We start from the raw sequence: 23,241 nt of genomic DNA on the forward strand, positions 1-23,241 counted from the left end.
CGGAGGCCGCGGCCGCGATGTCGCCGCAGGTGCCGCGCCGGGGACAGACGTCGGGCGATTGAGCCCACCCTCGGGCTGTCGCCAGGACCGCCGTGCCGCGACTGGGCGGCGGCGACAGACGCCAAGGGCGACGACCCGCTGCGGCGCGCCACCGACCTGCCGGCCTTCCCCCTCCTGGCTCGCGACCGGCAGTCGCTCCTGATCCCCCCGCGAGCACTTACCTGTTCGTGGCGACCATGAAGGCCAGCAGCAACACCGATGGGCGGAGTGCAGACCTGCCCATCCATCAGCTCGGTGTGGCCATTGCCGCCGGTGCCGCAGTAACCGGTGCGGCATGGCTGATCTCGCGCAGGCGCGCATGAAGCGGTGTGCCGTGAGCGGTCTGTTCCGGCCTGCCACGACGAACGGTCCCTGGACGCCCGGCCACGGCGCCTCGACTCCCGGCGATCAGTCACTTCCATACCGGGACCCATCACCCGGCCTACGGAGAACGGGAGCTGCACCGCTCGCTGCCGATGCTGCTGCGCGTTTTCGCACCAGATCCTCCCGGCGGCCTGGTGCCTGTCGGCTGATGCTGCGGTGTGCGGCCTTGCCGTAGCGGCCTCAGTCTCTGGCCTGGGGCGGCTCGGCCGGGTGCCCGGGTTGAGGGGACTGTGGGGGCGTGGGCGGGGCTGTGTCATTGGAGGGAGCCAGGGCCTCGCCCGGGATGACGCGGGGTGCCGCCCCTTCTCCAGCCTCGGTCTGTTCCCCGGTGCTGGCGCGCTCCTCCTTCATGGCACGGGCCTCGGCTTTGAGGATGCGGGCCGACTTGCCTGCGGAGCGGGCGAGTTCGGGGAGCTTCTTGGCCGCGAGGACGGCTATGACGACGATGAGGATGACGGCGAGTTCGCTCAGTCCGAACATGCAGGTCCTGGCTTTCTCTTTCAGGGCCCGGGCCGGGCGCGGCGCGAGCATATCGAGCGGCGGGGGGACGACGGTGTCGCTGTCCGGGTTTGGTGTCGGCCACCGTGAGCCGGAGTGGCTGGGAGGCTGCGCAAGCCGCGCATACGGCTGGGGCAGCGATTACAGGTGGGGAGAGATCGACGGCAGCAGGTCCTGGAACGTGCGGCCGACGGCGGGTTCGCCGATGGCCTTCATCTGCCAGCCGCTGCCGCTGCGGTGGACCTTCGCCATGATCTGGGCCGTGTGGTTGCCGCCGCCGGTGAGTGTGTAGCGGGCCAGCTCGGTTCCCGTGGTCTCGTCGACGAGGCGGCAGAAGGCGTTCTGCACTTGGGTGAACGTCTGGCCGGTGAAGGAGTTCACGGTGAAGACGATCTGGTCGATGTGGGCGGGGACCCTGGCCAGGTCTACGAGGATGGCCTCGTCGTCGCCTCCGGCGCCGGCGCCGCCGGTGAGGTTGTCTCCGGTGTGCCGGACCGAACCGTCGTCGCTGGTCAGGTGCTGGAAGAAGATGACGTCAGCGATCTGCCCGGAGGTGAACAGTACGGCGGAGGCGTCCAGGTCGATCTCACTGCCTCCAGTGAGCTTGGCCAGGAAGCCTTTGCGTGGTGCGGCCTGCCAGCCGAGGCCCATGCGTACGGAGGTCAGGCTGCTGCCGTCGGATTTGGTGAGGCTGATCTGCTGGCCCTTGCTCAGATCGACCGACATGGGGGTGCTCCTTCGGGTGTGTACGGCTCTTGTGTAGGGCTCTGTCGCGCGTTGAGGCGGCGGGTGGCGTCAGGGGATGGGCCGGACGGTGTCGTCGGGGCCAGCGGGTGAGGGCTTTGGGAGCGTGGCGCGAAGGAGTGGGTCCTCCCTGATGCGGCGTCTCAGGTGGGGCAGCATTCCGCGGTCGAGTAGCGCCTGTTGCCAGGTGATCCGTGCCTGTTCCAGGCGGTCGGCTGAGGGGACACCGTGTCGTTGCTGTAGGGCCGTGCGCAGGAGGGCGGTCAGGGCGAGCAACGTGCTCACCGCCGCGATGAGCGCGAGCACCCAGCCCGCGGTGACGAGTGAGGCGGGCAAGCTGCCTGATATCTCGGCGAGTTGGAGAACGTAGCCGAGCAGGAGCAGGATAGCCGCGGACGTGGCGGCCACCAGCGGCGTGAGCACGCTGAGCGCCGACAGCAGGGTGGCTTTGCTCGGCGGGTGCTCCGGGCTGTGCGGGGCGGACGATCGTACGGCGCGGTAGGCGTCGTAGGAATCGCCCGACTCCGCCGTGATCTCGTCGGCGGCTTCGAGGGCGTGGGTGCGGAGATGCCTGGCCGCCTGGCCGGTGGGGTCGGCGAGGAGGGCAGCGCGGATGTCCGCGGTGCTCAGTGCGAGATGCAGTACCGCTTCGAAGTCCGCGCGGTCCTCCGGGCGGAGGCGGTGCGGGCCGGCCACGTGGGTCTCCTCGTTGGTTGCTGAGGCGGTCGCAGACGGAGCCGCGGTGTGGGACTGCTTCGACGGCGCGACCACCGGGCCTGTCCCTGAGTGACAGGTCCGGTGGTGCCATGTCGGTCTGTGTCAGACGTTGACGCCGAAGTCGGAGGCGATGCCGGCCAGGCCGGAGGCGTATCCCTGGCCGACCGCGCGGAACTTCCACTCCGGGCCGTTGCGGTAGAGCTCGCCGAAGACCATGGCGGTCTCGGTGGCGGCGTCCTCGGACAGGTCGTAGCGGGCGATCTCGGCGCCGCCGGCCTGGTTGACGACGCGGATGAAGGCCCCTCGGACCTGGCCGAAGCTGTGGCCGCGGTTCTCGGCGTCGTGGATGGACACCGGGAAGACGATCCGGTCGACCTCGGCGGGGATGGCCGCGAGATTCACCTTGACGACCTCGTCGTCACCCTCGCCCTCACCGGTGAGGTTGTCTCCGGTGTGCTCGACCGAACCGTCCGGGCTCTTCAGGTTGTTGAAGAAGACGAAGTGCTGGTCCGACGGGACCTTCCCGGAGGCGTCGAGGAGCAGCGCGGAGGCGTCGAGGTCGTAGTCGGTGCCGGTGGTCGTGCGCACGTCCCAGCCCAGGCCGACCAGGACGGCGGTCAGGCCCGGTGCCTCCTTGCTGAGCGAGACATTGCCACCCTTGGACAGGGAAACTCCCACTGCGTACTCCTTCTCGGCAGGCGCGGTCGCGGTCCGCGGCGCGGACCCGGATCAAGAATCTACAGCACTGTAGAGAAAGTGGAAGGATGGCGCGGCCGGGTGGCAGACGCAGCGAGCGTGACCCATCTGCGGAGCACTGGCCCCGAAGCGGTGTGTCAGTCCCGTGCGTTGCCGAACAGCAGGCGGTAGCCGATCGGCAGCACGAGTGCACCGGCGATGGCCGAGCTCCAGTTCGCGGCATCGAGGAACTCCCGCTGCACCGCCAGTCGAGGGGCTCCGGCGACAGCCAGCCGCCCGCGAAGGCGCCGGCGATGCCTATGACCGTCGTGCCGATACAGCCCCGCGGATCCCGGGCAGGAATGGCCTTGGCGATCGCGCCGGCGAGAAAGCCCGGAATCGGCCATGCGAGGCCCGTTTTTCCTTGTTCCCTTCGGTCAGCCCGACTGTCCTTCTTCTGGCGGGCGGTGCCGGGCACCGTAGCTTCTACAATTATGTAGAGGATTTGGTGGTGGGCTGGTGCGCACTCCTTGGGCGGCACGGAGTTGCTCCGGGCGTCTATACGATGTCCGCCCGGGAAACGGGATGATGGCGGAAGGGAGGCAGGGTGTGACGGATCACCGGCAGCGTCCCCGGCGGCGGGGGCAGGGCGAGCTGGAGGCACAGGTCCTGTCGGCGCTCGGCGAGGCGGATGGTCCGGCGACCGCGGGCTGGGTGCAGGAGCGTCTGGGCGGGGATCTTGCCTATACGACGGTGATCACGATCCTGACCCGGCTGCTGGCCAAGGGGGCGGTCACACGGGAGCGGGCGGGCCGTTCCTTCGCCTGGACGCCCACGTCGGACCAGGCGGGCCTGGCCGCCGGGAAGATGCGTCGGGTGCTGGACGCCGAGAACGACCGGGAAGCGGTGCTGGCCAGCTTCGTCACCGGCCTCGGCCCGGACGACGAGCGGCTGCTGCGCGAACTGCTGGGTCAGCCGCTGAGCGAAGGGGAAGACTGACATCTCATGGGGGTCTTCGTCTTTCTGCCGCTGGTCCTGCCGTTAACGGCGTGGCCGATCGCGCGCCTCGCCGAGCAGCATCTGCATCCAAGGACCGCGACGCGGCTGCTGACCGGAGTGGCCGCGGTGATGGGCACGTGCAGCACGGTGTGCCTGGGCCTGGTCATGGTGGTCGGCACCGCCCAGCTGCCCGGCAACCCCCTGCCGGACGGCTGGTCGGACCCCGAGGTACGCGAGGCGGTCCCGTACGACGAGGTCGCGGGCAAGGCGGCCATCCCCGCGCTCGTCGCGGTGATCGTGGCCTGCGGCCGGACCTTGTGGCGGCACGGCCGGGTGCGACGGCGCGCCCACCACGCGCTGGCAGGGCTGCCGGGTACGGAAGTGGCCGTCCTGCCCGACGGCGTCCCGTACGCGTACGCGCTGCCGGGCGGCCGACGGGACCGGGTGGTGGTGACCACGGCCCTGCTGGACTGCCTGGAACCGGATGAGCGCCGGGCGCTGTTCGCCCATGAGCGAGCGCATCTGACCGCCCGGCACCACCGCTTCCTGCTCACCGTTCAACTGGCCGCGCGCGCCAACCCTTTCCTAAGGCCGCTGCGTACGGCCGTGTCGTACACCGCGGAGCGATGGGCGGACGAGGAAGCGGCCCGGGCGGTCGGCAGTCGGCGGGCCGTTGCGTGCGCGATCGGCAAGGCGGCCCTCGTGTCGCGCGGGACGCCGGTGCCCACATTCGCGGGGCTCGCGGCACCCGGGCCGGTGCCGCGCCGGGTGGCGGCCCTGCTCGGGCCCGCTCCGGTGGTGCGCAGCTGGCCGTCGGTGTTCACGTCGGTGGGCCTTGCCGCGTGGGGTGCGGCCGCGGGAACCGCTGTATCGGCAATGTCGTCAGCGAACTCCGCCGTGACGATGGTCCTCATCCTGCATGCGGCGACGCCACTCTGACCCGCAGGGGCAGTTCGGTCAGGCGTAGGCCCGAAGCATCGAGAGTCTGGTGACGAGCCTTTCCATGGGGCGACGCCCGAAGACGGACGAACAGCACCAGACAGTCGGTCAGAATGCTCGCCAGGGCGAGCCCGGGCCCGTCTCCGTCCCGTCTCGCCCCGTACTTGGCAGGTTGCCGATTCAGTTCTGCCCCAGCGGATTCGTCTGATGTCGACGCCGAGGAGTTCGAGCAGGCGGAGCTGGCTGAGGCATTGGTCGCGCCGGAGCCGGAGGCCGGACAGTGCGGTCCAGGAGTGCGCGGCTGACGAGAATGTGGCCGATCGGCTCTTCGCGGCCGGCGTGGATGTGGGGGAACCGCTGTCGGCGCCTCGGCTCCCCATCCGCTCCGGCAAACGGCCCGGAGGCGGCCGAGGCTGAATGGAACGCCTCCCTGGGGGAGAAGCTCCAGGGGGCGACGCCGGTCCTCGTGGTGGCCCGCCGCGACCAGGAGGGGGGATCGGCTCCTGCAGGGGGCCGAGAGCACGATGCTGGCCAGCGTCCGGCGCTGGCCGGGATCGCGGCCGTGCGGACGGGCAGTGTGCCGGGCGGCGGCCCCTGGGTGCCGGCCCGGCACATGTGGCGTTTGTTGGTCAGAGATCGAACTCGTGCGGCGGCAGGTCGAGAGTGAAGCACGCCTCTCGGACCACAGCCTGCTCGTCCTTGTCGAAGTCGCCGTCGGCGCCGCCGATGACGATGCCGATCTGGATGACGGCACGCGCCTCGGCGGGCTTCTTCTTCGCCTTGGCGATCTCCTGAAGGACGCTGACCTTGCCGAAGTCGAAGTCGGTGGTGAGCTTGTTGAGGTTGTCCTCGAAGCGCCGCTGCAGGTCCATGGCGTCGAAGTTCTGCAGCACCTCGTTGGAGGCGATCAGCTGCGCCACCCGCTGCCGTTCGGAGGGGTCGACGGTGCCGTCGGCGGCGGCGACGAGAGCGCACATGGCCATGCTCGCGTCGCGGAAGGCGCCGCTCTTGAGGTCGTTCTTCTTCGCAGTGAGCTGGGTCTGCATCTGCGATGCGGACTCCTTGAGGCGGTCCCACAGGGCCATGAGAACTCCGTACGTGTCGGAAGGATGCCCGGACGGAGGCGCTCCGGACAGCATTTCTTCTACAGCAACGTAGAAGCTACCAGCAGGGTGCGGAGGGGAGAGCCGCTCCGCACCCTGCTGCGCATCCTTTACCGGGTGCTGTCGGTGGGCATCAGCTCTCTTCTTCCTCGTCGCCCTCGAAGAAGTCCCCGACCTCGTCGACGACTTCGGCAGCCACCATGCCGCCGACGACGCCGACCGCGAGCCCGGCCGCACCCGCTGCGACGGCGGTGCCCATGCCGGGTCCAGAGCGGTGCCCGTTGTGGTGGTGGTCGTCGTGCCCGTTGTGCCCGTCGTGGCCGTACGCGGAGTGAGAGCCGTACGACGCCCGGTGCTCGACCATGTGCCGGATCCAGCCGTCGACTTCGGTGTTCCAGTCCCGTACGTCCTGGTGTCCGACCGTGAAGCGGGTCAGTGCGTCGGGCCCTCCGGTGAAGAAACCGCCACGCTTGTCGGCCTCCAGGATCACCTCGACGCCGGCGGGGTTCGAGAGGAAGGTCAGCTCGATCTCGTTGACCTGGTGCGCGTACTGCGGGGCCGGGGTGAGTTCGATCTCCTGGTAGAAGGGCAGCTGTTGGCCGGTGCCGCTGATGCGGCCGTACTCCAGGTCGGCGGAGCGGAAGCCGAACCCGAGCTGTCCGAGGGCCTCCAGGATCGCCTCCTGCACGGGCAGTGGGCCCACGGTCAGCTGGTCGAGGTCGCCCTTGTCCTTCGCGCCGGCCACCGCCAGCTCGGTGCGCACGCCGAGCACGATGCCCAGCGGCTTGCCGTACAGCTCGGTGACCGGGGTCTCCCACGGCAGCGTCACCGCGAACGCAACGCCGCGCTCCTCACCTGCCGCGAGCCGGAAGCCCCCGCCCACGGTGAACCGGTCGAAGACAACGACACCCTCGCTCTCCCCGTCGTCGTGCTCGGCCTCCACCCGGGCCACCAGTTCCAGGGTGATGTGCTCGATGCCGAAGTCGGCGTCGCCGCCCTTGAGGCGGACCTCCCCCGACAGACTGCTGCCCGGCCGGGTCGGGCCCGGGGTGAGGACTGTGTCCACCGTGGGCCCGCCCACGCCGAGCGAACCGAGCAGCCGTTTGAACACCATCGCGGCGTCCACTCCTTTACATGCGTCCGTCATACGCGTCTGTCGCGCGGAACAACCCGGCAGGCCCGGACGTTCTCTACACGCGAGTAGAAGCATAGGGTGGACGGACCCGCCGAAGGCGGCGTCACCACCCCGGATGCGGGAAAGTCCGAAAACCGCCGCAAACTCGCGGCCGCCAAGGACTTGACCGGCAGGCTTTGCTTGACCTTTACCATGAGGGAGAGAGGGCTGACACCCTCCCGACCTGTCGCACCGAACCGACCCGTCTACCGAAGACGTCGTCCCGAAAAGGAGCCAGAGTCCCGCAATGGGTGAGCCTCCCAGTACCGGCCGTGCCATGCCCTGCCCAGGTCACAGACTTGAGGGAACGGGGGTGGCACGGTGACCGAGGTCCTGCTGCTCCTGCTGGCCCTCCTTCTCACACTGGCCTGCGCACTCTTCGTCGCCGCCGAGTTCTCCCTGACCACCGTCGAGCGCGGTGACCTGGAGCGGGCCGCCGCGGCGGGCGAACGCGGCGCCGAAGGCGCGCTGAAGGCAGTACGCCATCTGACCGTTCAGCTGTCCGGCGCCCAGCTCGGCATCACCGTCACCTCGCTGGTGATCGGCATGCTCGCCGAGCCATCGCTCGCGGCGCTGCTACGCGGGCCGCTGGATGCGGTCGGCCTAGGCGGCGCGGCATCCTCCGTCGCGACCGTGCTGGGTGTGGCCGTGTCGACCGTGGTGCTGATGGTGGTCGGCGAGCTGGTGCCCAAGAACTGGGCGATCTCCCGCCCGCTGGCCGTCGCCAAGGTGGTGGCCGGCCCGCAGCGCGGCTTCACGGCCGCCTTCGGCCCGTTCATCCGGCACCTGAACAACACCGCGAACCGTTTCGTACGCCGCTTCGGCCTGGAGCCCGCCGAGGAGTTGGCCTCTGCCCGCAGTCCCGAGGAGCTGGTCGCGCTCGCCCAGCACTCCGCCGCCGAAGGCGCACTGGAGGCCGACTCCGCCGAACTCTTCGTACGCACCCTGCACCTGGGCGAGCTGACCGCCGAGAACGTGATGACCCCGCGGGTCGACGTCAAGGCCCTCGAAGCGCACGCCACGGCCGCGGACGCGGCGAACCTCACCCACGCCACCGGCCTGTCCCGCTTCCCGGTCTACCGCGACAGCCTGGACGAGGTCATTGGCACCGTCCACATCCGGGACGTGCTAGCGCTGGCGCCGGAGCAGCGCGCGGTCACCCCGGTCACCGAACTGGCCACTGAGCCCCTGCTGGTCCCCGACAGCCTTACCGCCGACCGGCTGCTGGAGCGGTTGCGTTCCACCCGCACCATGGCCGTGGTCATCGACGAGTACGGCGGCACGGCGGGCGTGGCGACGATGGAGGACATCGTCGAGGAGGTCGTCGGCGAGGTCCGCGACGAGCACGACCCCTTCGAGGTGCCGGACCTTCAGTCCGCACCGGCCGCAGCCGACGGCCGCGCGGCGTGGGAGGCGGACGGCTCGGTCCGTATCGACCAGCTCGCCGCGATAGGACTGCCGGCACCGGACGGCCCGTACGAGACCGTGGCCGGTCTGGTCGCCACCCGCCTCGCGCGCATCCCCGCCAAGGGGGACGTCCTGGAACTGGACGACGGCTGGTGCCTGGATGTCCTCGACGTCGACCACCATCGCGCCGACCGTGTCCGTATCACCGCGCCCGCCCAGATCCCGGTCCAGGCGGGAGCGACGGGGGAGGAGTCCCGATGACCGTGCTGCAGCTCGCCATCGGCGCCCTGACCCTGCTGACCAACGCCTTCTTCGTCGGGGCCGAGTTCGCCCTGATCTCCGTGCGCCGCAGCCAGATCGAGCCCCGCGCCAAGCAGGGCCATGCGCGGGCCCGGATGACCATGTGGGCCCTGGAGCACCTCTCCGCGATGATGGCCACCGCCCAGCTCGGCATCACCGTCTCCTCGCTGGTGCTGGGCGCGGTCGCCGAACCGGCCATCGCCCACCTGCTGGAGCCCGCCTTCGAGACGGCCCACATCCCGCACGGCCTGGTGCACCCGATCGCGTTCGTCATCGCGCTCAGCGTGGCGACGTATCTGCACATGCTGATCGGCGAGATGGTTCCGAAGAACATCGCGCTGGCAGCGCCGGTCGGGACGGCCCTGCTGCTCGGCCCGCCAATGGTGGCCCTCACTCGAGCGCTGCGCCCGGTCGTGTTCGGCATCAACGCCTTCGCGAACATCCTGTTGAAGCTGCTACGGGTGGAACCGAAGGACGAGGTGGAGTCCGTCTTCACCGATGACCAACTCGCCCGCATGGTCCTCGACTCCAGCGCGGCCGGACTGCTCTCCCGCGCCGACGGCGAACGGCTGCGCGATGCGCTGGAACTGGGCACCCGCCCGGTCGGCGAAATCCTCGTCCCCGCCCAGCGGATGCACACCGTCGACCACACCATCACCCCGGCCGAACTAGAGCGGACGGCCGCCGCAGTTGGCTACTCGCGCTTCCCTGTCACCGGCCCGAACGGCACCTTGCTGGGCTACCTGCACATCAAGGACACCCTCGGCATCGCCGACCGCGACCAGCCGTTCCCGCGCGGTGCCCTGCACCCCGTCACCCGGGTCCGCATCGACACGCCGCTGGACGACACCCTGACCGCCCTGCGCGCCGACGGCAGCCACTTGGCCGCCGTGACCGGCGAAGGGGGAGCGGTCCTTGGCTTCGTGACCATGGAGGACGTTCTGTCCGAACTGGTCGGCCCGGCGCCGGCCACGGCCTGATAGCCCATGACGAGGAGGTAGCCGGTCAGCATGACCGCGATGTTGAGGTGCACCGGCAGCATGGCAGGCTCCGCGCGGTCAGGTGGGCTAAGGCCCGGTCGTTGCTGGCGTCGCGTACGGCGTACCGGGGCGGTGGGTGCGAGGGCGGAAGGGAAGGCGTACGTGGGCCGCGACCGGATGCTTGGAGGGGATCGTCGCGCCGTCGAGGCGTCCGACGATGATCTCTTCCAGCGGGTCCCACGCGTTGTGTGAATTGACCGGCGAAACCAGAGGCTCCGCACGGTTGTCAATCGTGGCCGATAGCGCGGACATCACGCGCAATGCGCTGCCCACTCGGGGCATAGCGGCCGTGCGGCCGGGCACTCACCCAGTCCCGGAGTTTGCACAAGACCGAGATCGAGTGGGCGTCGCGGTCCCCAGAACCGAGGAATCGCCGGCCTGGGTGCTCTGTCACTTCGCCTCCCACTTTCTCGCGTACTGCTGGGGCTGTCAGGTTGATCACCGCCCGCGACGAGCGCGGGATTCGGAGGCCCACCGTGAGTCCCAGCCCCCGGCCGCGATCGGCGGCCGTGGGCCTGGCGTCCTGCCTGGAGGTCAGTGGTCCTGGTGGTTGCTGTGCTCTGGCTGCTCCAGGTGATCGGGGCAGTCGGGGTTGTGGCAGGGGCCCGGGCCCCACACCGGCACGAAGATTCCGAGAGTCTTGTGCCGTCTCTTGATGGTCATATCGAGGTGCTGCTTGCAGACCGGGCACACAAGCGTCCCTCGTGGGCTCGTCTCATGCGCGGCTTTGCTCATTCTTTAACAATAGGCTGTGTGGCCGGAGAGGGGGATGGGCGACAGGCCGCTCACCGCCGTGTTGATCAGTGCGCCGGCCGGGGCGGATCATCCGGCTGCTGGTCCTGCTCAGCATGTGCGCCACCGGGTCCGGGGTTCTCGGATGGCGCGTCTGACAGGGAGGGTGCCCTCTCATCCTGAGCCGCGGGAGCCAGATTGGGTGGGACAGGCCGCCGCAGGCTGAACACGACGGAAGCTGCCAGAACAATGACGATGACCGCCAAGCTGATCGGTGAGGGTATCTCCGGGATGCTGGGACTGATCACCTTGTGGGACGCCTGGAGGATGAGCTTGACGCCGATGAAGGCCAGGATGATCGCGAGGCCCTTGTTCAGGTAGTGGAAGCGGTCCAGCAGGCCCGCGAGCATGAAGTACAGGGCACGCAGGCCCAGGATGGCGAACGCGTTGCTGGTGTAGACGATGAAGGCGTCGTCGCTGACGGCGAGGACGGCGGGCACGCTGTCGACGGCGAAGATCAGGTCGGCGGCCTCGACCGCGGCGACCACCGCGAGGAGTGGGGTGGCCACGCGCTTGCCGGCATCCTTGACGAAGAACTTCGCGCCGGCGTACTCGTCCCGGACCGGCATGATCTTGCGGAGCATGCGCACGGCGAAGCTCTTGCCGGGGTCAAAGCTCTCTTCCTCGTCCTTGAGGAGCTTGTAGGTGCTGTAGAAGAGGACGGCGGCGAAGGCGAACAGCACCGCGGTGAAGCGGCTGACGACGGCGACACCGAGGGAGAGGAAGATCCCGCGGAAGACCAGTGCGCCGATCACGCCGAAGAACAGGACCCGGTGCTGGTAGGCGCGAGGCACCTTGAAGTAGGCGAAGATCACGGCGAAGACAAACAGATTGTCCACCGACAGGCTCTTCTCCAGCAGCCACGCGGTGGTGTACTCGGTGCCGGCCGTCGTGCCGAGGACGAGGAAGACGACGCCGCCGAAGATCAGAGCGAGGCTCACCCACAGGGCGCTCCACGCGGCCGCTTCCTTGAAGCCGATGACGTGCGCTGTGCGGTGGGCCAGCAGGTCCACCGCCAGCGACACCACCACCGTCGCGGCGAAGGCTCCCCACAGCCAGAACGGGACCTCAAGCACAACCCGTCACCTTCTCAGCGGCCCACGCTGATACGGGCCCCTATACGGGAGTCTGTGGCATTTCACTGCGCCCGGCGACACCAGCGCGGAGGCGGAGCAGGTCACCAGCCTCGCTCTTGTACAGGGGTCGAGATGGGGGAGCGGGGGCACGCTCGGCGCAGAGGTGGCGGATCCGCCAGGGAGACTTGTGATGGGGCGGAGTCACCGATTTCACCTTGACGCCAAGGGCCACGCGATGACCGTGACCCTCGATGGCGGCCATGATCGAGTGGTCGAGCTGCTTGTCGACGGCACGGAAACCGGTCGTGCCGAGATCCATGGGAGCCGGGCCTCGATCCTCACCGGCGAACTACCCGCCGATTCACCGTTGGCCGCGGGCGTACGCACCAGCAAGACACGGCCGCCAGCGGAAGCCGACAGGGGGCGGCCCCGCTGAACGTCGCCACCACGGCGCCGCATCAGCGCCACCACCTTGGCGAACTGCACCTCGGGCGGGCCACCTCAAGCTCTGCCGGGCATAGGCAATCAAGAGAAGTCAACATTGCCGAGGACTGGCAATGCGCTCACGCCAAGCGGACTGGACGATTCACAGCGTGATCAAGGTCCTCGTCGTAGAAGACATGCAGGTGGTCCGGGCAGGCCTGGTGGCTCTTCTCGACGGAGAGTTCGGCGTGGGGGTCGTGGCCCAGGCAGCTGACGCGGTCGACGCCTTGAACGCCATCGAGCATGTGGCTCCGGATGTCGCCCTGCTCGACATCGATCTGCCGGGTATGGACGGGCTGGCTCTGGTGTGTGAGCTGGCCGAGCGGGCGCCGGCCTGCCGTACCGTCATGCTCACGGCTCTGGACCGGCCCGGCCATGTGCGGAGAGCCTTGGACGCGGGGGCGGCGGGGTACCTGCTGAAGAGCATCTCGCCGAAGGGACTCGTGGAGGCGGTGCGCACGGTCGCCGCAGGCGGTCGGGTGATCGAGCCGCCGGAGCTCGCAGACTTGGCGGAATCGGTGACTCCGTTGACCCCGCGCGAGGCGGAGGTACTCAGGCTGGCCGCGAGTGGTGCGGACACACGGGCGATCGCCAGCGATCTGTTCCTCAGCGTGGGTACCGTACGCAATCGGCTTTCGGCCGCCGTGGGCAAACTACACGCCCGCACCCTGGTGGACGCGATTCGTATCGCCGAGCGTCAAGGCTGGATCTAGGGGAAGTTCGACGGTCAGGACGAAGCGTCCGCCGCAGGATTTCGTGCCGAGGGTTCCGCCGAGTGCCAGGACTCGGAATCGCATGTTCACCAGTCCACTGCCCTGATCGGCGTCCTCTACGCTCGGCAGAACGCCGTCGTTGTCGATGGACAGTTGCACCCGAGAAACCTGGGTCGTCACCTCGATCTCGCAACGCGACGCCTGGCTGTGCCGCAGCACGTTCCCGATGCCCTCGCGCAGGACAGCACTCATGCAATTGGCCGTGGGCCCGCCGAGATCCAGCCCGGCCGGCAGAGTTGTGCGCGTGGCGATCCCTGCACGGGACAACAGATTCTGGACGTGCGCGACTTCCGTGTGCAGATCGGCGGCGATCCTATGCCCAGTGATGCTTCGTATCTCCTGGTGGGTGCGTCGTGCCAGCGTGGCGATGTCGGTCAGCGCCTGGTGACCTGGTGCGTCGCTCACAGTCCGGGCGAGGGCTTGCTCGCTCTGCACAGCGATGGAGACAAGTGACGAACCCACCAGGTCATGCAGGTCCTGCGTCATGCGGACCCGTTCGCGGTGCTCACCGAGCCGACCCGCCTGACTGTGTGAGGCTTGAAGCCGCGCGGCGAGCAGGGTGAGGTGGACCACCGCGTACACGCTGCTGCCAGTGACGACGGTCGACACCAGCACGCTCATGCTGCCGCGCTGCGAGGTCACCAGACTGCTGTTCACGAGCAGAGGGCCGCTCGCTGCCACCGCTGCCGCGATGACGATCGAAGCCGGTCGAGGCACCGTCAGCAGCACGGCACCCACGAGGAAGCCCAAGAGACTCAGCCACGAGTACTCAAAGACGAGGACAGGTAGATAGGTGAGCACCGCCTGCAGGCCGAGCAGTCCCCAGCGCCACCGGTAGGGGAGACGGTAAGGAGGAGGCGCGTACTGGCCCATCAGCACTCCGGGCAGCAAGATCATCAAGAGGAGCCCGGTGATCAGTGTTCCCTTGCTGAGGGGCTGTGCCAGCACGTCCACGGCCAGCAAGGTGAGTGAGCCCGCGACCAGGACTGTCAGGGACAGTGACGCGATTCCGGTGGCCTGAGTCAGCCTGATGCGATGACCCACACCGTTCCCCCGTTCCATGGCCTGCGCTCTCGGCTTTCCAGGCATGCCCGGTGATGGGCATACCTCACCGTCCACGTACGACCGTGCAGCGCACCAAAGGGTTGTGCAGGGGATTGGTGAAGATCTCACTTCTTTCGCGACGGTGGAAGTGGTCGGATCGGGCGCCCCCCATGTCCTGATCCACGAGGGATGCCAATCGATGAGACACGCCGTGCCCCGAATACGGGGCTCTGTGCTCGCTTTCCACCGCCGCAGACGGGCCTTGCCACCGATCGCCGCGGCTGCCGCGATGCTGCTGGCCGCCGAAACAGCTCTCCTGGTCGCCAACACGGGCGACGCCGTGGCCCTCACCTTCGCTGCTCAGCGTCAGCAGGTGAAGGAAGCCAAGCCGAAGAAACCAGCTGTCAAGCAGGCCGACGACATACCGTCGGCCCGCATCGCCGCCCGGCTTTACGGGCACCGTGTGGAGGCCCTGAGCGAGCGCACCGAGACGTCGACCACCTGGGCCAACAAGGATGGCAGTCTGACCACTGAGATGGCGGCAGGGCCGGTCCGGTTCCAACAGGACGGCCAGTGGACCGATGTCGATGTGGAGTTGCAGGAAGTCGCCGGCGGCGTAGAGCCGAAAGCGCACCCGGACGGGTTGCGACTGGCCGGCAAGACCGGAACGCCTGCCAAGTCGCTGAAGGCTGCGCGTGAGGCCAAGGCAACCGACCTGGTCACGCTCGGCGAAGGCGATCAGCAGATCACCTTGCAGTGGAAGGGCGGGCTGCCGAAACCGAAGCTCGCCGGGACGCGTGCCGAGTACGTCAACGCCGTTCCCGGCGCGGATGTGGTCGTGGAGGCCACGCGGACCGGCTTCGAGCAGTACGTCGAGATCAAGGAGCGCCCCGCAGAGGGCGGTTACTCCTACACGCTGCCCCTGAAGGCCAAGGGCCTGAAGGCGAAGCAGCTCAAAGACGGCAGCATCCTGTTCACCGACAAGAAGAACAAGAAGCACGCCGTCATGCCGGCCCCAGTGATGTGGGACGCCACCGTCGACAAGCGGTCCGGTGAGCACACCAACCGCGCCAAGGTCGGCATGAAGGTCGTGCAAAAGGGCTCGTCGGTCGATCTGATGATCACTCCGGACGCGAAATTCCTCGCAGACCCGGACACCACCTATCCGGTCACCGTCGACCCCTCGACGGCATCGCTGTCCAACGTCTTCGACACCTACGTGCAGCAGGGCGAGACGGTGGACTGGTCCGCCGACACCGAGCTGGACCTCGGCAACCCCGGTACGAAGAACGCGGACGGCACGCCGCGCACGGCGCAGTCCTTCATCTCCTGGAACACCTCGCCGATCCAGGACGCGCTCATCTCGGACGCGAAGCTGTCCCTGTGGAACTTCCACTCGGGTAACACCGACTGCAAGCTCTACCCCTGGGAGGTGTGGTCCTCCGGCGCCGCATCCACCTCCAGCCGGTGGACCAACCGCCCGACCATGACGGCGAAGAAGGCCACTTCGACCGAGACCCGCGGCAACGCGGGGTGCACCACGCAGCCCGACGGCTGGATCAACGCCGACGTGACGACCCTGGTGCAGGAGTGGGCCTCCGCCAAGGCCACCCGCGGCCACATGGGCATCCGCGCCACGGACGAGTCGATCGTGGCGCAGTGGAAGCGGGTCAACTCCGCCAACGCGGCCTCCAACCCGCCGAAGCTGGTGGTGGACTACAACTACCGGCCGCGTACCGGCACGAAGCAGGAGGCGGGCCCACCGTACTTCTCCTACAACGCTGCCTACGTCGTCGACACCACCACCCCCACGCTGCGCGACACCTTCGTGGACGCCAACGGCGACAAGGTCAACGGCACCTTCGAGGTGCGGGATTCGGCGACCGACACCAAGGTCGGCGAGTACCTGGTCTCCCCGTGGGTTCCCTCCGGCCAGGTCGCCGAGGTCACGGTCGCGTCCGGCGTACTGACTGACGGCAAGACGTACAAGTTCCGGACCTCGCCGTACGACGGGACGCACTTCAACGTCGGCTGGTCGGCATGGAAGACGTTCACCGTCGACACCAAGGCTCCCTCCGCCCCGACCAACATCACATCGACGGACTATCCGTCGGCTCAGTGGGTCAAGGGCGCAGGACAGGCCGGTACATTCACGGTCACGCCTCCTGCCGCGGACCACAACTGGCTGGAGTGGTCGCTGGACGGGGTGACCTGGACCAAGGTGGCCACCGGCGGTTCCACCGCGAACAAGGCCCTCTCCATCACTCCGCCGAAGGACGGCACCCAGACCCTGCAGGTGCGGTCCGTCGACAAGGCGGACAACAAGTCAGAACCCGCCCAGTACACCTTCCACGTCGGCCCCGGAGGCTTCATCCAGCCGTCCGACGGTGAGCGCACCGCGCGCCGGCTCCCGCTGGTCGCCGAGGCGGAGGCGGGCAAGTACGACGCCGTGTCCTTCTCCTGGCGCCGCTCCGAAGCCGATGACTGGGTGAAGATCCCCGCCGGTGACGTCACCTCCGGCGGCGCCGCGCTCACGGCATGGCCGGTTCCGCTGACGGGCGGTAAGAACGCCGCGCTCGTGTGGAACACGACGGACACCGTCGACCCGGACGGTTCCATCCAGATCAAGGCCGACTTCACCGGTCCCAACGGAGCCTCCGGCGCGACGCAGCCTCTCGCCGTCGTCGTGGACCGCAACGCCGACGGCGCCGCCGCCAGTGAGGTCGGGCCCGGCTCGCTGAACCTCCTCACCGGCGACTACACCCTGTCCGGCACTGATGTGTCCGTGCTCGACATGACGGTGACGCGCAGCGCGTCCTCCCGCACCCCGCAGGCCGGTGCGGCACAGGACGGACAGGCGGCCATCTTCGGCAAGGAGTGGGTGGCCGGCACGGTCGCGCAGGCCGTCCAGTCCGACTACTCCGAGCTGCGGAAGACCTCGGCGTCCTCGCTCGACATCGTCACCGCCGACGGGGAGACGATCGCCTTCTCCGCCAACTCGGCCAAGACCGGCTGGATCCCTGAACCAGGTGCCGAAAACCTGACGCTGAAGGGCAACTTCACCAGCGGCGACTTCACCCTCTCTGACACCGAGGCCAACGTCACCACCTTCAGCCAGGTCAACACGTCCGCCGATGCCTGGACGGTTTCCCGGTCCCTGGTCGATGGACAGGCCAACTCCACGACCGAGGTCATCTCCGAGGCGGTCACCGTCGACGGCAAGGTCCTCGCCCGCCCCAAGCGCGTGATCGCCGCCACCAGCGCGGTCACCCTGGCAACCTGCGAGGCGAACCCGGCAACCCGGGGATGCCGCGTCCTGGAGTTCGTCTACGCGGCCTCGACCACCGCCACCGCCACGGCCTTCGGGAACGTGAAGGACCAGGTGTCCGAGATCCGCGCTTGGGCGACCAGCCCCGGCGCCACCGCGTCCACCGCGACGAGCGTGGCGAAGTACTCCTACGACGACGCCGGACGCCTGCGTGAGACCTGGGACCCCAGGATCTCCCCGGCGCTGAAGACGACCTACGCCTACGACTCCGCCGGCCGGGTCACCCAGTTCACGCCGCCGGACCAGCTTGCCTGGACGTTCACCTACGGCAAGGTCGGCACCGATCCAGTGTCCGGCGAAGGAATGCTGCTCAAGGCATCCCGTCCGACGCTCAAGGCAGGCTCCGCCAGCGAGCTGGACGGCGGTACGGCCCAGACGTCGGTCGTGTACGGCGTACCGCTCACCGGTACCAAGGCCCCTCAGGCCATGGGAACCGGCGACGTAGCGGCATGGGGACAGCTCGACGCTCCGTCGGACGCCACCGCGGTCTTCCCGACGGGTTCGGTCCCGGCCTCGCACAGCGGCGCCTCTCTCGCAGCGGGCGACTACGGGCGGGCCATGGTGCACTACCTCAACGCCCCCGGGCGTGAGGTCAACACTCTGGACGCCGCCAAGAACATCACCACGACCGAGTACGACCAATTCGGCAACGCCGTCCGGGAGCTGTCCGCAGCCAACCGCGCGCTGGCGCTGGGAACGACCGACGCCGACAAGGCCCAGCTGGCCGACCTCGGCATCGCCGGTATACCGGCGGCGGAGCGAGCCGAGCTGCTGTCCAACCGGGGCATCTACAACGCTGACGGCTCCCGCGAGGTGGAGACGCTCGGCCCGCTGCACCGGGTAGTCCTGGACGCCGAGCTCAAGGACGGCACCACCACCGTTCTGGCCGCAGGCGACCAGGCAATCGTGCGCCACCGCACCGTGAACGAGTACGACAACGGCCGTCCGACCGATGGCACTGCGACGGTCTCGGACAAGGTCACCAAGCGCACCGAAGGCGGTCAGCCGCGCAACTGGCCGACGCTGACGGCCGATGTCCGCGTCACCCAGAGTGTGTACGACTGGGTGGTGGGCGAGCCTACCAGCACCATCCAGGACCCGGGCGGCCTGGCCATCACCGAGAAGGCCACCTACGACACCGCAGGGCGGCAGATCACGCGCAGCCTGCCCGCCTCAACCGGGTCCGACGCCGGCACGCTGATCACGGACTACTACACCGGCGACGGCACCGGCGTCTGCGGTGGCCGCCCCGAGTGGGCCGACGAAGTGTGCCGCACCCGACCCGCCGCGGCGATCACCGGAGGAGGATCCAACCCGAGCCAGCTGGCGACCACGACCGCCGAGTACGACCGGTGGGTCGAGACCGCCAAGCTCACGGAGACCGCCAACGGCACCACTCGGGTGAAGACCACCGAATACGACGACGCGGGCCGCACGAAGACCGTGACGATCTCGGGGGGTACTGGCACGGCCGTCCCCGCGGTCACCACGACGTACGACCCGGTCAGCGGCAAGGTGGCCGAGATCACCTCCACCGGCGGCGGAACGATCAAGAAGGCGTACGACAAGCTCGGCCGCCTCGTCTCCTACACCGACGCCGACGGAGGTGTCACCACCAGCCAGTACGACGCCGAGGGCCACGCGGTCCTCGTCAGCGACAACGTGCCCTCCAGCACGAGTTACGCGTACGACGCGAGCGTTGACCCGCGCGGTCTTCCCACGTCGATCACGGACTCCGTGGCGGGCACGTTCAGCGTGCGCTACGACGCCGACGGGCAGGTGCGCTCCCAGAAGCTGCCGGGTGGCTACACCATGAGCCAGAGCACCAACCCGGCCGGCATGGCCATGGAGCGGACGTACACCCGAGACAGTGACGGCGAGGTGCTCTTCTCAGAGACCCTCATTCCCACGGTCCACGGCCAGCGTTCCTCCTACACCGGCTCGCTGGGCCAGACCTCCAGCCAGACCTACCGGTACGACAAGGCCGGCCGGCTCGTCCGGGCGGAGGACGACACCGTCGACAGTGTCTGCGTCACCCGCAGCTATGCCTTCGACCAGAACTCCAACCGCAAGACCCTTGCCACCGCCGCCGCCGAGCCCGGCTTGGCCTGCACCACCACCGGCGCCACGACCACCAGCCACGCCTACGACAGTGCCGACCGTCTGGTCGACTCCGGTTACACCTACGACGCCTTCGGCCGCACCACGGCCGCGCCCGGGACCACGCTGGCCTACTACACCAACGACCTGGTGCGTCAGCAGACCGCGGGCACCCAGCGGCAGACCTGGACCCTGGACTCGCAGCTGCGCTTCCGCGGCTCGACCGTGGAATCCAACGGCTCCGGCACCTGGACACAGACCCAGTCCAAGCTCCACCACTACAGCTCCGACGCGGACACCCCGCGCTGGACCGTGGAGGACACCGCCACCGGCACGGTCACCCGTAACGTGAACGGATTCGACGGTCAACTGGTGGCGACCACCGCCAAGACCGGCTCAACCGTCCTGCAACTCGTCAACCTGCACGGTGACGTGGTGATGCAACTGCCCACCACCGCCGGTCAGGCCCCCACCGTTCTCACCACCGACGAGTACGGCAACCGCGCCAACACCTCCAGCACGGTCCGCTACGGCTGGCACGGCGGAATGCACCGGTCTGGGGAGACCCTCACCGGCCTCACCCTGATGGGTGTCCGCCTGTACAACCCGGCGACCGGCCGCTTCCTGTCCGCCGACCCGCTGCCCGGTGGCAGCTGCAACGCCTACGACTACGCGTGCGCCGACCCCGTCAACAACGAGGACGTCACCGGCTGCGCGACCTGTCGTGTGCCCAAGCACGCCTGGACCGGCCGCAGTTACACCACGGTCCTGCGCACCACGCGCTGGAGCTACAGCGGTTGGCAGAACGTCAGCTGGCACTGGTACATGGATGTCCTGAGCGGTGACTACGGGCCGGTGCCCATCAGCGCGTGGAAGCGGCAGTACCGCTACCGCAAGCAGTACATCTTCAAGTGCAAGGTCGTGGCCTGGTACGGCTGGGGCCGGCAGAAGATCCTGGCGACCTTCGAAACGCACTGGCAGTACTCCTACCGTGACCGCACCACGTACCGGATCAAATGGACCGGTATCAAATGGACACGGACCGGAGGCTGGAGCTGGACGAGAACATCATGGCGCTACGTGTCCAGCTATCGCATCGTCTACACAAAGGGCTGACTTCTGCAGCCTGATCATCCGTAGAGCATAAGGTGGTGCTCCGCGACACCGGTCGCGGAGCACCACCTCCTTGCCCCACCCGCACTGCCGCAGGCCGGTTTGTTCACCGCTTGGGCCTTGGCCGCTTTTGTGGAGATATCTTTATGCTTCCCGCAGTGATCGCTTTCGGGATCGCCTTCTTCTGTTTCACTCTGTGGTGCTCCGTCACTGTCGCCCGGATGCAGGACATCCCAACCTGGCGCAGGTTCCTGCCGCTCACCCTTTTCCTGATCGCTGCTGCAGCCAGCCTGCTGCGGGCGTTCGACATTCCAGAGGTGGCGAACGCCATCTCCTTCCCCCTGAACCTGGCAGTCGTCCTTCTGTCTTTCCGGGAGATTCGCGGTAGCCGCCGCAAGCGCGAACTCGGCCCTTCCGTATAGAAGATCAACGGCAGTCGGTAGTTCTCTATCGCGCGCTCATCTACGTGAGAGCGCGCCAATTCATGCTGCGTACATTCGTGTAAGAACGCGCACAAGAATCTTCGGGTGTATGAGATCTCGTCGAATGTGGGGTGCCGCCGCCGCAGTAACTGCACCCACCGGCGCAGGTACTTGCTCACCCCCTGCTCGGTGAGCCGCACCGGGTACAGCTTTGCGATCAGATCACCCACTCCGACGCGCAACCACAGCTGCCCGGCCAGCCCCAGGTCACAGGGACGGTGATCCAGTACGGCCTGCCGGATCGCCTGGTCACAGTGCCACCGCGACCACCATTGCAGCCGCTCCTCTCAGAGCTCGCGGCGGGCGGTGGGTGCGGGGTTGTACCCGAGGCCCAGCTCGCGGAGCATTCGGGTCAGGTCGGCCGGAGCCGCTGCCAGGCGGACCGGGGTGCCCGCGTCGTCGAGTTCGGCGACGTGCCAGCTTCTGCTGATCGCCTCCTCATCACCCCGCGCGCGCCTCACGTTCACGGCGGTAAGCCGTTCCACCGGGATCGGCTTCGCCGCGAACCGGCCGGGGCCGCCGTGAGGCACCACCGCGGGCGGGCCGTCGCCGAGGACGATGTGGGTGCCGAAGCCGTGCGGGTTGTAGTCGGTATGGTCCAGGAAGCGGGCGGCCAGGAACACGTCTCCCCGCACGGGGGGTGTCTGGGCCGCTCCCGCCTCCCCCGGTGTACGGATACGTGTAGCGCGCCACGCCCAGGCGAACAGGCTCAGGCTGACCAGCGAGCCCGCTGCCCACCACGTGATCGGCGTGCGCGATGAGAACGGGGTGGTGGGGTGGAGGTAGCACAGCGGCAGCAGCCATACGGCGGTAGCGACCAGAACGCCCGCGAACGGCAGTGCCGACGGGAGCACCTCGTCGTCAGCCAGGCGGCGCCCGCGCCGGCGCATCAGCATCAGGGCTCCCGGGTACGCCGCGCCCACGGCCAGCCCGGCCGCGATGACGGCCACGTCACCGGCGGGCGTCATGTGTTCGCGCCAGACGTGCCGCTCGCCGGCGACCACTCTGATTTGACCACGCCAGAAGGTCACCTCGGCCCGGTCACCGGCCGCGAACCCCTGGGCGCCTTCATACGAGACCCTGACTCGCCGCACCGGCTCGCCGTCAGCGAAGTACAGCCAGCTGGGCTTCTTGCCCCCCTCGGGCTCGGCCTGCGCGATCACGGCCGGCACTGTGGTCAGGCACTCGCCGCGCACCGCTGCGGGCGTCTCGGCGGCACATGGCACGGCCGCCTCCCAAGCCCGCTTCTGCGCATTGGCGCTCGGCACGGACCACGCGGCCAGACCCGCACCTGCGAGTAGCAGCAGGCACAAGGCCATCAGCCAGCGCCGGCCACGCCCGGCGGTGCGGTACGACACGACGGGGAGATGCGTCGACTCCGGCGCGCCGTAGCAGCGGTGCAGTGCTCGGAGCGCCTCCACCTCCGAGTCGAACGCCGGGTCGTCGTATTTCGCGGTCTGCGGCAGGGGCAGGCGCAGCTTGCGTCCGCCGCGCAGCACCAGGTCGACGCGACGCACTTCGCCGTTGCGTACACGCTGCAGTCGTATGTGCAGGTCCGCGACTTCGCTCCACGGCACGTTGCGGCGGCGCAGCATCATCCGGGAGCGCACGCCGTACGCGTCGGCGCGCACCTGAGCTGTGGCCCAGAGGAGCAGCAGAATGGCTGTCAGCACCACCGTCAGGCCGACGGTCATCCACAGGACGAACCACTTGCCCCAGCGTTCCGTGGGCAGCAGCACCGTCAGGAACGCCCAGACCCCCACCACGGCGCCGAATCCGGCGAAGACCCGGCCGGGGCGGCGGATGAGGGGACGGCAGGTCATGTCGGGCGCTTCGGACATGCGGATGATCCTGCCAGCCGCGCAATCGCATGCGCATGTGCGGTGTGCGGCAACGCCCTGGTCACGGAGATTGCCGGGCTGCGGAAGGCGCTACCCGCTCGTCAGGCCGGTAATAGCCGCGCTTTGCCGACACCGACCGCGACGCCACAGGGCACCGGCTATGCGTCGAGGGAATCGGCTGAGCCTCAGA

Annotated in this window: 17 protein-coding genes and 3 pseudogenes; 7 read left to right on the forward strand and 13 right to left on the reverse strand. The window is 68.6% G+C overall.

Features of this window, described 5'->3' with window-relative positions:
• Positions 1–603 precede the first annotated feature (603 nt).
• The 5 genes and pseudogenes from ACIA8X_RS25060 to ACIA8X_RS25080 all read right to left on the reverse strand — a co-directional run bounded on the left by ACIA8X_RS25060 (position 604) and on the right by ACIA8X_RS25080 (position 3,457).
• Positions 604–903, reverse strand: a complete 300-nt coding sequence (locus ACIA8X_RS25060) for a twin-arginine translocase TatA/TatE family subunit (protein WP_393443841.1) — start codon at positions 901–903, stop codon at positions 604–606.
• A gap of 159 nt (positions 904–1,062) precedes the next feature.
• Entirely contained in the window at positions 1,063–1,647 is a 585-nt protein-coding gene (locus ACIA8X_RS25065; RefSeq protein WP_393443838.1) for a TerD family protein, read from the reverse strand.
• Between the two features lie 69 nt (positions 1,648–1,716).
• Entirely contained in the window at positions 1,717–2,361 is a 645-nt protein-coding gene (locus ACIA8X_RS25070; RefSeq protein WP_393443836.1) for a hypothetical protein, read from the reverse strand.
• Positions 2,362–2,484: 123 nt separating this feature from the next.
• Positions 2,485–3,060 carry a TerD family protein gene (locus ACIA8X_RS25075; RefSeq protein ID WP_393443834.1) on the reverse strand — a complete coding sequence of 192 codons (576 nt, stop codon included), beginning with the start codon at positions 3,058–3,060 and terminating at the stop codon, positions 2,485–2,487.
• A gap of 155 nt (positions 3,061–3,215) precedes the next feature.
• Positions 3,216–3,457, reverse strand: a pseudogene (locus ACIA8X_RS25080) (GlsB/YeaQ/YmgE family stress response membrane protein).
• A 209-nt stretch (positions 3,458–3,666) separates the two neighbouring features.
• Between ACIA8X_RS25080 and ACIA8X_RS25085 the strand changes: the two are divergent.
• Together ACIA8X_RS25085 and ACIA8X_RS25090 are read left to right on the forward strand one after the other, a co-directional pair.
• Positions 3,667–4,056 (forward strand): BlaI/MecI/CopY family transcriptional regulator, encoded by a 390-nt coding sequence (locus ACIA8X_RS25085; RefSeq protein ID WP_328878778.1) that lies wholly within the window; start codon positions 3,667–3,669, stop codon positions 4,054–4,056.
• A 6-nt stretch (positions 4,057–4,062) separates the two neighbouring features.
• Entirely contained in the window at positions 4,063–4,995 is a 933-nt protein-coding gene (locus tag ACIA8X_RS25090; RefSeq protein WP_399459152.1) for a M56 family metallopeptidase, read from the forward strand.
• Between the two features lie 629 nt (positions 4,996–5,624).
• Here the strand turns inward: ACIA8X_RS25090 and ACIA8X_RS25095 are convergent.
• The gene (locus tag ACIA8X_RS25095) at positions 5,625–6,080 is read right to left on the reverse strand and encodes a TerB family tellurite resistance protein (protein ID WP_328878776.1); all 456 of its coding nucleotides are present in this window, start codon (positions 6,078–6,080) and stop codon (positions 5,625–5,627) included.
• Positions 6,081–6,231: 151 nt separating this feature from the next.
• Positions 6,232–7,212 carry a sporulation protein gene (locus ACIA8X_RS25100; protein ID WP_399459153.1) on the reverse strand — a complete coding sequence of 327 codons (981 nt, stop codon included), beginning with the start codon at positions 7,210–7,212 and terminating at the stop codon, positions 6,232–6,234.
• Between the two features lie 381 nt (positions 7,213–7,593).
• Between ACIA8X_RS25100 and ACIA8X_RS25105 the strand changes: the two genes are divergently transcribed.
• Positions 7,594–8,940 carry a hemolysin family protein gene (locus ACIA8X_RS25105; protein WP_393443826.1) on the forward strand — a complete coding sequence of 449 codons (1,347 nt, stop codon included), beginning with the start codon at positions 7,594–7,596 and terminating at the stop codon, positions 8,938–8,940.
• Entirely contained in the window at positions 8,937–9,959 is a 1,023-nt protein-coding gene (locus tag ACIA8X_RS25110; protein ID WP_393443824.1) for a hemolysin family protein, read from the forward strand. Before ACIA8X_RS25105 ends, ACIA8X_RS25110 begins: the two co-directional genes overlap by 4 nt.
• Positions 9,960–10,130: 171 nt before the next feature.
• On the opposite strand, the pseudogene ACIA8X_RS25115 reads toward ACIA8X_RS25110, so the two are convergent.
• The 4 genes and pseudogenes from ACIA8X_RS25115 to ACIA8X_RS25130 all read right to left on the reverse strand — a co-directional run.
• Positions 10,131–10,271 (reverse strand): annotated as a pseudogene (locus tag ACIA8X_RS25115) (amidinotransferase); the annotation flags it as partial.
• A 282-nt stretch (positions 10,272–10,553) separates the two neighbouring features.
• Entirely contained in the window at positions 10,554–10,682 is a 129-nt protein-coding gene (locus ACIA8X_RS25120) for a hypothetical protein (RefSeq protein ID WP_393443822.1), read from the reverse strand.
• Positions 10,683–10,819: 137 nt separating this feature from the next.
• The gene (locus ACIA8X_RS25125; RefSeq protein ID WP_393443819.1) at positions 10,820–11,887 is read right to left on the reverse strand and encodes a TerC family protein; all 1,068 of its coding nucleotides are present in this window, start codon (positions 11,885–11,887) and stop codon (positions 10,820–10,822) included.
• 378 nt (positions 11,888–12,265) lie between these two features.
• Positions 12,266–12,373 (reverse strand): annotated as a pseudogene (locus tag ACIA8X_RS25130) (IS5/IS1182 family transposase); the annotation flags it as partial.
• A gap of 107 nt (positions 12,374–12,480) precedes the next feature.
• Between ACIA8X_RS25130 and ACIA8X_RS25135 the strand changes: the two are divergent.
• Positions 12,481–13,083, forward strand: a complete 603-nt coding sequence (locus tag ACIA8X_RS25135) for a response regulator (protein ID WP_399459154.1) — start codon at positions 12,481–12,483, stop codon at positions 13,081–13,083.
• On the opposite strand, the gene ACIA8X_RS25140 is transcribed toward ACIA8X_RS25135, so the two are convergent.
• Positions 13,024–14,097: a sensor histidine kinase gene (locus tag ACIA8X_RS25140; RefSeq protein WP_399459155.1), complete on the reverse strand. Its 1,074-nt coding sequence runs from the start codon at positions 14,095–14,097 to the stop codon at positions 13,024–13,026. The genes ACIA8X_RS25135 and ACIA8X_RS25140 overlap by 60 nt on opposite strands.
• Before the next feature lie 379 nt (positions 14,098–14,476).
• Here ACIA8X_RS25140 and ACIA8X_RS25145 point away from each other — a divergent pair, with 379 nt between their 5' ends.
• Together ACIA8X_RS25145 and ACIA8X_RS25150 are read left to right on the forward strand one after the other, a co-directional pair.
• Entirely contained in the window at positions 14,477–20,731 is a 6,255-nt protein-coding gene (locus ACIA8X_RS25145; RefSeq protein WP_399459252.1) for a DNRLRE domain-containing protein, read from the forward strand.
• Positions 20,732–20,886: 155 nt separating this feature from the next.
• Positions 20,887–21,150: a hypothetical protein gene (locus ACIA8X_RS25150; protein WP_399459156.1), complete on the forward strand. Its 264-nt coding sequence runs from the start codon at positions 20,887–20,889 to the stop codon at positions 21,148–21,150.
• A 347-nt stretch (positions 21,151–21,497) separates the two neighbouring features.
• Here ACIA8X_RS25150 and ACIA8X_RS25155 read toward each other — a convergent pair whose 3' ends face one another.
• The gene (locus ACIA8X_RS25155) at positions 21,498–23,051 is read right to left on the reverse strand and encodes a PH domain-containing protein (protein WP_399459157.1); all 1,554 of its coding nucleotides are present in this window, start codon (positions 23,049–23,051) and stop codon (positions 21,498–21,500) included.
• Between the last annotated feature and the right edge of the window lie 190 nt (positions 23,052–23,241).

Origin of the sequence: Streptomyces sp. NPDC051738 (genome assembly GCF_044453205.1) — a bacterium.
Lineage (GTDB): Bacteria > Actinomycetota > Actinomycetes > Streptomycetales > Streptomycetaceae > Streptomyces.

Excerpts from the sequence above, each read along its gene's own strand:
- ACIA8X_RS25100 (WP_399459153.1), bottom strand. The coding sequence starts at position 7,212 with ATGGTGTTCAAACGGCTGCTCGGTTCGCTCGGCGTGGGCGGGCCCACG.
- ACIA8X_RS25060 (WP_393443841.1), bottom strand. The coding sequence starts at position 903 with ATGTTCGGACTGAGCGAACTCGCCGTCATCCTCATCGTCGTCATAGCC.
- ACIA8X_RS25090 (WP_399459152.1), top strand. The coding sequence starts at position 4,063 with ATGGGGGTCTTCGTCTTTCTGCCGCTGGTCCTGCCGTTAACGGCGTGG.
- ACIA8X_RS25145 (WP_399459252.1), top strand. The coding sequence starts at position 14,477 with ATGCTGCTGGCCGCCGAAACAGCTCTCCTGGTCGCCAACACGGGCGAC.
- ACIA8X_RS25120 (WP_393443822.1), bottom strand. The coding sequence starts at position 10,682 with ATGACCATCAAGAGACGGCACAAGACTCTCGGAATCTTCGTGCCGGTG.
- ACIA8X_RS25095 (WP_328878776.1), bottom strand. The coding sequence starts at position 6,080 with ATGGCCCTGTGGGACCGCCTCAAGGAGTCCGCATCGCAGATGCAGACC.
- ACIA8X_RS25065 (WP_393443838.1), bottom strand. The coding sequence starts at position 1,647 with ATGTCGGTCGATCTGAGCAAGGGCCAGCAGATCAGCCTCACCAAATCC.
- ACIA8X_RS25155 (WP_399459157.1), bottom strand. The coding sequence starts at position 23,051 with ATGTCCGAAGCGCCCGACATGACCTGCCGTCCCCTCATCCGCCGCCCC.
- ACIA8X_RS25110 (WP_393443824.1), top strand. The coding sequence starts at position 8,937 with ATGACCGTGCTGCAGCTCGCCATCGGCGCCCTGACCCTGCTGACCAAC.